This is a genomic window from Cyanobium sp. BA20m-14 (assembly GCF_024346295.1).
Genome location: NZ_JAGQCR010000009.1, coordinates 20,961 through 28,329, shown reverse-complemented (window position 1 = coordinate 28,329; position 7,369 = coordinate 20,961). Strand labels below are relative to the sequence as shown.

Here is a 7,369-nt window from a genome sequence, read left to right as displayed (position 1 = left end):
CAGGTCCACCCCCAGCCAGCCAGCGGCCGTGCCGGAGACAACAAACAGGATCAGGATGAGGGTGTCCACCATTCCTGTCTCGCCTGGAACCCTGCCGTTCAGGTGCGCAGCATGCCCGATTCCGGGACCTTTGGCCCCAGGGTGGTTCCCGCCCTTAATGATGTCTTCGCCCCGTGTTCCCCCCCCGCAGCGCCTACCTGCATATTCCCTTCTGCCACCGGCGCTGCTTCTACTGCGATTTTCCCGTGGTGCCGCTGGGCGACAGGGCCAGCGCCGAGCCCGGAGCGCCGGGTGCCGCTTCGATCGCGGCCTATCTGACCCTGCTGCTCGGGGAGATCGCCGCTGCCCCCCCCGGCCCGCCCCTATCCACTGTGTATCTCGGCGGGGGCACCCCATCCCTGCTGCTGCCCGCCCAGGTGGGGGCCCTGCTGGCCGCCCTGCGGGAGCGTTTCGGCCTGGTTCCCGGTGCCGAGATCAGCCTGGAGCTCGATCCGGCCAGCTTTGATCAAACCCGCCTGGCGGCCTACCTGCAGTCGGGGGTGAACCGGGTCAGCCTGGGCGGCCAGAGCTTTGACGATGGGGTGCTGGCGGCTCTGGGTCGTCGCCACCGCGGCGCCGACCTGCTGGAGGCCGCCGGCTGGCTGGCCGCGGCCCAGCGCCAGGGGGCGCTGGCCAGCTGGAGCCTGGATCTGATCCAGGGGCTGCCCGGGCAGACCGTGCCTGGCCAGGCCCTCGCCAGCTGGCGCCAGCAGTTGGGCCAGGCGATCGCCCTGGCGCCGCCCCATCTCTCCATCTACGACCTCAGCCTGGAACCTGGCACCGTGTTTGCCCGCCGCCATGGCCGGGGCCAGCTGGAGCTTCCCGATGCCGATCTGGGCGCCGACCTGATGGAGCTCACCTGGGCTGAGCTCAGCGCCGCCGGCTACGGCCACTACGAGATCTCCAATTACGCCCTGCCCGGCCATGCCTGCCGCCACAACCGCGTCTACTGGAGCGGTGCGGGCTGGTGGGGCTTCGGCATGGGCGCCACCTCGGCCCCCTGGGGCGAGCGGCTGGCCCGGCCCCGCAGCCGCGATGGCTATGCCGCCTGGCTGGCCGAGCCCGTGCGGGAGGGCGGCTCCGGTGTGCCCGTGGACGAGCGACTGCTGGTGGGTTTGCGCCGCCGCGAAGGGGTGCACCTGCCCCTGCTGCTGGCCCAGGTTGGGGTTGGGGCGCTGCGGCAGCGGCTGCAGCCCTGGCTCGAGGCCGGCCTGCTGCGCATTGAGGGCCCCCGCTGGCGACTCACCGATCCAGCCGGCTTGGCCCTCAGCAATGGGGTGCTGCGGGAGTTGCTGGCCTGGTGGCAGGAGCAGCAGGAGGGGCTTGAGCTGGCTGGGGCCAGGAGCCAACCCAGCTGCGCAGCGCCTCCAGCGCCAGGGCCCGGCCTGGCAGCAGCGGTGGACTGAAGGGCGGCTGGCGGTTAGTGAGGCCCAGCAGGTCGGCGGTGACGCGCACCTGGCCGTCGCAAGCCTCGCCGGCGCCGATGCCGATCACCGGCAACGCCAGGGCCCGCTGCAGGTCTGCGCCTAGCTCCGGGGGCACGTGTTCCAGCACCAGGGCAAAGCAACCTGCCTCCTGCAGCGCCAGCGCCTGGCGCCGCAGTTTCTCCCGGCTGACATCGTCGTTGCCCTGGCGGCGGTAGCCGAGCTGGTGCACCGACTGGGGCGTCAGGCCGATGTGGCCCATCACCGGAATGCCGCTGCGCACCAGCCGGTCAATCACCACCAGGGTTTCCGGTTCGGCGCCCTCGAGCTTGACGGCGGCGGCGGGGGTTTCCTTCAGCACCCGGCCAGCGGCCGCAACGGCCGCGTCGGCGCTGCACTGGTAGCTCAGGAAGGGCAGATCACAGATCAGCAGCGGCTCCTGGCCGGGCGAGCAGACGCTGGCCAGGCCCCTGCCGGTGGCCCTGGTGTGGTGCAGCATCTCCTCGAGGGTCACCGGCAGGGTGGTGGCGTGGCCCAGCACCGTCATCGCCAGGGAATCGCCCACCAGCACCGCATCGGCACCGGCTTCGGCCACCAGCGCTCCCGAGAGGGCATCCCAGGCCGTCAGCACCGTGATCGGCTGTCCGGCCAGTTTGCGGCTCGCCAGGTCTGCGGGGCGCAGGGGCACGGGCATCGGTGCGGGGGGATGCCATTGCTAGCATCCAAACGACTCGGACCCATGCGGCTCCGACGCCCAAACCTGGTCAGAACCGGAAGGCAGCAGCCACACGGGATGCTCAGGGCAGGCGTGGACTCCGGGTCACCCCATTTCTGGTCGCCCCATCAAGTAACCCCTTGATTGGGGCCAACTAGCCGGGCCGGCCAACCAACCAGCCGGGCCTACAGGTTGGCCTGGTTCTGGCGGTTTAGCAGAAAGGGCGGGATCTTGGCGCCCCGCTCTTCCTGGCTGTTGTTGTACAGCTTGTTGCCACTGAAGCTCGAGGTGCTGCGCTCATTGATGTAGGAGGCGCCGCTCTCGAAGCCGGTGGCGATCACGGTCACGTGGATCTCCCCCTCTAGGCGCTCGTCCACAACGGCGCCCACGATGATGTTGGCGTCGGGATCCACCACCTCGTAGATGACCTCGGAGGCGGTGGTCATGTCCTCGAGGGTCATGTCCTTGCCGCCGCTGATGTTGATCACGCAGCCCTTGGCGCCGTCAATGCGGGCCGACTCCAGCAGGGGACTGCTGATTGCCGCCTGGGCCGCTTCGATGGCGCGGGAGCGACCGGAACCCACGCCGATGCCCAGCAGGGCCGTGCCGGCGTCGGCCATCACCGAGCGCACATCGGCGAAGTCAACGTTGACCAGCCCCGGCTTGGTGATGATGTCGCTGATGCCCTTGACGCCCATGCGCAGCACGTCGTCGGCGGTGCGGAAGGCCTCCTGCAGGGGGGCTCCGGCGATCGCATCCCGCAGGCGGTCGTTGGGGATGACGATCAGGGTGTCCACGCTCTCGGCCAGGCGGGCGATGCCTTCTTCGGCCTGACGCATCCGCTTACGGCCCTCGAAGCTGAAGGGCTTGGTGACGATGCCCACCGTGAGTGCGCCCACTTCCTTGGCCACCTCCGCCAGGATCGGCGCAGCGCCGGTGCCGGTTCCTCCGCCCATGCCGACGGCAATGAACACCAGATCGGTGCCCTGGAGCGATTCCTGCAGCTCGGCCCTGGACTCCTCAGCAGCCTTCTGGCCGATTACCGGATTGCCCCCAGCCCCCAGGCCCCGGGTCAGCTTCATCCCCAGCTGGATGCGTTTCTGCGAGGCCGACTGCAACAGGGCCTGGGCGTCGGTGTTGAGTACCCGATAGCCCACCCCCTGGAGATCGGAGGCGATCATTCGATTCACCGCATTGCTGCCGCCGCCGCCAACCCCAATCACTTCAATCCGGGCCGTTTGGCTCGGTACGATCCCGCCCGAGGGCTGGGTTCCATTGCTGGGGATTGGGCTTTCGGTCATAACGGCATCGGAGAAGGCGGAGCTTGGAACTGGCGGCTGCATTATGACCGTGATTGATGTCCCTGGATTTGGGCAGTGTCCCACCTTTGCAGAGGTAGCGGCGCAACTGCTGCTCGAATGCTCATGAAGGGGGCTGGGGCGGCGCTGCCGCCGGGCCGGGCAGGCCGAGTTCCGGCTGCTCCGGATCGCTGAGGTCGATTGATTGAAGCCGGCGGGCCTTTATCTGCGCTGGCAATTGCTTCTGCAGGTGGCCGAGCACCTCCAGCCGCCGGGCCAGTTGGCCGTCTGCAGGGCCCAGACGCACCTGGCCCAGGCTGGCGCTCTCCAACCAGATGTTGCCCCCGGGATCGAAGCGAATCTGGCGGAGATCGGAGCCCAGCTCGAGGCGCTCCCGCTGGGCCAGCACCAGGGCAAGAACTGGGCGATAGCTGGGCTGCCAGCCCAAAACCAGAAAACCCTTGCTGCCCTTGGTGGCCAGCGCCCTGCCCTGGCGAATGCTCAGCCAGTGGCCGAATCGGTCGACGTAGCCCTGTTCAATTCCCTTGGCGGTGCGGCGCTGGGCCCGGGCCACCGCCTGGCGATCCACCAGCTCGATGCGCAGCCGGGGCGGCGCCATCAGCCGGCGCACCTGCACCTGCTCCACCGGCAGGGCATTCACCACTGCGGCGGCGATCCGCTTGGGCTCCAGTGCCAGCAGGGGCTGGGGAAAGGTCAGCTGGGCAGCCTGCACCACGTGCTCTGGCCTCACCAGCTCACTGCCGATGACCTCAACCTGGCTGGGCCCGCTCAACACCCAGCCCTGTCGCAGCAGGCCATAGCCCAGGCCGCCGGAGAGGGCGAGCAGCACCACCAGCCGCCAGGAATTGCGCAGCCGCTCCCTGATCTGCTGCTGACGCAGCTGGCGCCGTCGCTCCGACCCGGGCGGCGAAGGGGTGCTCACCTCAAAAAGCCCCGCAACTGGCTCAAAGTTCGCAGCGGGAGCGAGACATCAGCTCCTCGATCCAGCGCCGCGCCCTTTCGGCATCGGCGAAGGGCAGATCTTTGCGCACCCCTGCCCCCACCAGCCGCAGCCGGCAGGCCCCCTGGCTCTCATCGGTGAGGGGGGCTTCGCCCGAGTGCAGTGAAAGGAGCTCCACCAGTTCCAGTTCTTTGATGACAAAGGAGCCCTCTTCCTGAATCTGGCCGGCTTCAAAGCGGCACCAGCTGAGCACCCCATCCACCAGTCGGGCGCCGCCGCAGCTGTCGAGCTTGGCCAGTTCCGAGCCCTCAGCCCATTCGCGGAACAGCCGCTGGCGCCGTCGTTCCAACCAGCCCAGGGCCGTGACCAGCACAAAGACCAGCAGCAGGGGAAGCCAGAGCAGACCTTCTGTCATGGCGTAGGGACTCCCAGGGATGGCTGGTGCCATTCTCGGGCCCCCTCGATCAATTCGCACACCAGTTGCGGCAGGGGAATGCCGCTGGAGGCCCAAAGCATCGGGTACATGCTCTGGCTGGTGAAACCCGGCATGGTGTTGATCTCGTTGAGCCACAACTCGCCGCTGGCTTCGCTGTAGAAGAAATCCACCCGGGCCAGGCCCATCGCCCCAACGGCCCCACAGGCCTCGATGGCCATGGCGCGGGCCCGCTCGGTGATCGCTTCGGGCACCTTCGCCGGGATCACGGTGTGACTCTTGCCCTCGCTGTATTTCGTGTCGTAGTCGTACCAGTCGGCATCGAAACAGATCTCCCCCAGCACCGAGGCCTGCAGGGGTGCGCCGCCGCCTCCTTTGACTGCGCATTCCAGCTCCCGGGCAGCCACGCCCTGCTCCACCACCAGGCGCGGGTCGAGGGCCGCGGCGGTGCGCAGGCCGTTCAGCAGGCTGGCTCGGTCGGTGGCCTTGCTGATCCCTACCGAGGAGCCCAGATTGGCCGGCTTGACGAAACAGGGGTAGCCGAGCTGGGTTTCGAGCTGCCCCATCAGGGCTTCGGGATCGGACGCCACCTGGTTGGCATTGACGCAGGCATAGGCCACCTGGGGCAGGCCGGTGGCGGCGAAGGCGGCCTTCATGGCCTGTTTGTCCATGCCCACGGCCGAGCCCAGTACCCCCGAACCCACGAAAGGCACCTGCATCAGGGTGAACAGTCCCTGGATGGTGCCGTCTTCGCCGTTGGGGCCATGCAGCACCGGGAACCACACTTCGATCTCCAGGGCTGCAGCTGGCAAGCCGCGGAAGCCGCCGCGCGCCAGGGAGTAGCCGCTCTGGCGCGCCGCCGCCTCCAGTTGCTCGGCGCTGGCTGGGCTGCCCTGGGCCAGCACCGCGTCGGCCAGTTCGGGGCCCCACCAGCGCCCCTGGGGATCGATGTAGAAGCAGTGCAGCGCGTAGCGCGCCGCGTTGGAGGGGTGGCGCAGGGCGGCGGCCACGGTGGCGGCGGAGCGAATCGAGACCGCATGCTCACCGGAGGCTCCCCCCAGGATCAGACCAACTGCGGTGGGGGAGCTGTTCATGCCGATCGGCTGGTGCCCACGGGGCCAAAACTCAGGCCAGTTTGCCGCTGAGGGAGAAGGGGCGCACCTCTTCGATTTGGACCGTCACCAGCTCGCCGGCGTGGATCGCTGTGCCATCGGGGCGCTGGCCGGGGAAGAAGGTGGGCCGGTTAGTGCGGGTGCGGCCCACGACCTGCTCGGGTTTCTTGGGGTTGCTGCCCTCCACCAGCACCTCCTCGAGCCGGCCGAGATAGCGCTCGCTGCGCCGGCGGGCCGTGAGCTCCACCAGGGCGTTGAGCTCCTGCAGCCGCTCCACCTTCACCGCTTCGCCCAGCTGGCCTGGCCAGTCGGCGGCGGGGGTGTGGGGTCGCGGCGAGTAGGCGGCGGTATTCACCAGGTCGAAGCCGATCTCTTCCACCAGGGCCAGGGTACGCCGGAACTGGGCGTCGGTTTCGCCCGGAAAGGCCACGATCACATCGGCAGTGATGGCGGCATCGCTCATGCGCTCGCGGATCCGCTCGACGATGCGGCGGTAGCGATCCACCGTGTAGCCCCGGGCCATGGCCTTGAGCACCTCATCGTCGCCGCTCTGGAAGGGGATGTGGAAGTGCTCGCAAAGCTTGGGCAGCTCGGCGCAGGCATCGATCAGCCGCTCGGTGAAGTAGCGGGGATGGCTGGTGGCGAAGCGGATCCGCCCGATCCCCGCCACGTCGTGCACGTGGTGGAGCAGGTCGGTGAGGGTGTGGCTGCGGCGGCCCTCGGGGGTGATGCCCGGCAGGTCGCGGCCGTAGGCATCGATGTTTTGGCCCAGCAGGGTGATCTCTTTGAAGCCGCGGGCGGCCAGGCCCTCCATCTCCAGCTTGATGGCGCCCGGCAGGCGCGACTGCTCCTGGCCCCGCACCGAGGGCACCACGCAATAGGTGCAGCGCTCGTTGCAGCCGTAGATCACGTTCACCCAGCCGCAGACGCTGCTGTCGCGGCGGGCGGTGGTGATGTCTTCAAGGATGTGGTGCTCGCCGGTGGCCACCACCTGCTGGCCCTGCTCCACCTGGGCCAGCAGCACATCGAGCCGGTTGGCGTGCTGGGGCCCCATCACCAGATCCAGCTCGGGCACGCGCCGCAGCAGCGATTCCCCCTCCTGCTGGGCGACGCAGCCCGCCACCACCAGGGTGAGGTTGGGATTGACCCGTTTGCGCTGGGCCTGGCGGCCCAGGTAGCTGTACACCTTCTGTTCGGCGTTGTCGCGGATCGTGCAGGTGTTGTAGAGCACCAGATCGGCGCTGTGTTCGTCGTCGCCGGCCCGGTAGCCCATGGCTTCGAGGATTCCGGCCATGCGCTCGGAATCCGCCTTGTTCATCTGGCAGCCGAAGGTGGTGATCCAGTAGCTGCCGCGTTGGGCCTGTGTCGCGGTCATGGCTCCAGTTTC

Annotated in this window: 6 protein-coding genes, 1 other RNA gene and 1 pseudogene; 2 read left to right on the top strand and 6 right to left on the bottom strand. The window is 68.6% G+C overall.

What is annotated here, in order from left to right:
* Positions 1–173 precede the first annotated feature (173 nt).
* Positions 174–704: pseudogene (locus KBZ07_RS16420) on the top strand (radical SAM protein); the annotation flags it as partial.
* A 601-nt stretch (positions 705–1,305) separates the two neighbouring features.
* Here KBZ07_RS16420 and panB read toward each other — a convergent pair.
* On the bottom strand, positions 1,306–2,145 hold the full coding sequence (panB, locus tag KBZ07_RS01985) for a 3-methyl-2-oxobutanoate hydroxymethyltransferase (RefSeq protein ID WP_315860132.1): 840 nt from the start codon (positions 2,143–2,145) through the stop codon (positions 1,306–1,308).
* A gap of 46 nt (positions 2,146–2,191) precedes the next feature.
* On the opposite strand from panB, the gene ffs reads away from it, so the two are divergent.
* Positions 2,192–2,288: signal recognition particle sRNA small type (gene ffs / locus KBZ07_RS01980), an RNA gene on the top strand.
* A gap of 75 nt (positions 2,289–2,363) precedes the next feature.
* On the opposite strand, the gene ftsZ is transcribed toward ffs, so the two are convergent.
* The 5 genes from ftsZ to miaB all read right to left on the bottom strand — a co-directional run bounded on the left by ftsZ (position 2,364) and on the right by miaB (position 7,357).
* Positions 2,364–3,479, bottom strand: coding sequence for a cell division protein FtsZ (gene ftsZ / locus KBZ07_RS01975; RefSeq protein ID WP_254930032.1), 1,116 nt, complete (start codon positions 3,477–3,479; stop codon positions 2,364–2,366).
* A 121-nt stretch (positions 3,480–3,600) separates the two neighbouring features.
* Entirely contained in the window at positions 3,601–4,419 is an 819-nt protein-coding gene (locus KBZ07_RS01970; RefSeq protein ID WP_254930031.1) for an FtsQ-type POTRA domain-containing protein, read from the bottom strand.
* A 22-nt stretch (positions 4,420–4,441) separates the two neighbouring features.
* Complete coding sequence (locus KBZ07_RS01965) at positions 4,442–4,852, bottom strand: hypothetical protein (protein ID WP_254930030.1); 411 nt, start codon at positions 4,850–4,852, stop codon at positions 4,442–4,444.
* Positions 4,849–5,964 (bottom strand): D-alanine--D-alanine ligase family protein, encoded by a 1,116-nt coding sequence (locus tag KBZ07_RS01960; RefSeq protein ID WP_254930029.1) that lies wholly within the window; start codon positions 5,962–5,964, stop codon positions 4,849–4,851. Before KBZ07_RS01960 ends, KBZ07_RS01965 begins: the two co-directional genes overlap by 4 nt.
* Before the next feature lie 31 nt (positions 5,965–5,995).
* Positions 5,996–7,357: a tRNA (N6-isopentenyl adenosine(37)-C2)-methylthiotransferase MiaB gene (miaB, locus tag KBZ07_RS01955; protein ID WP_254930028.1), complete on the bottom strand. Its 1,362-nt coding sequence runs from the start codon at positions 7,355–7,357 to the stop codon at positions 5,996–5,998.
* Positions 7,358–7,369 lie beyond the last annotated feature (12 nt).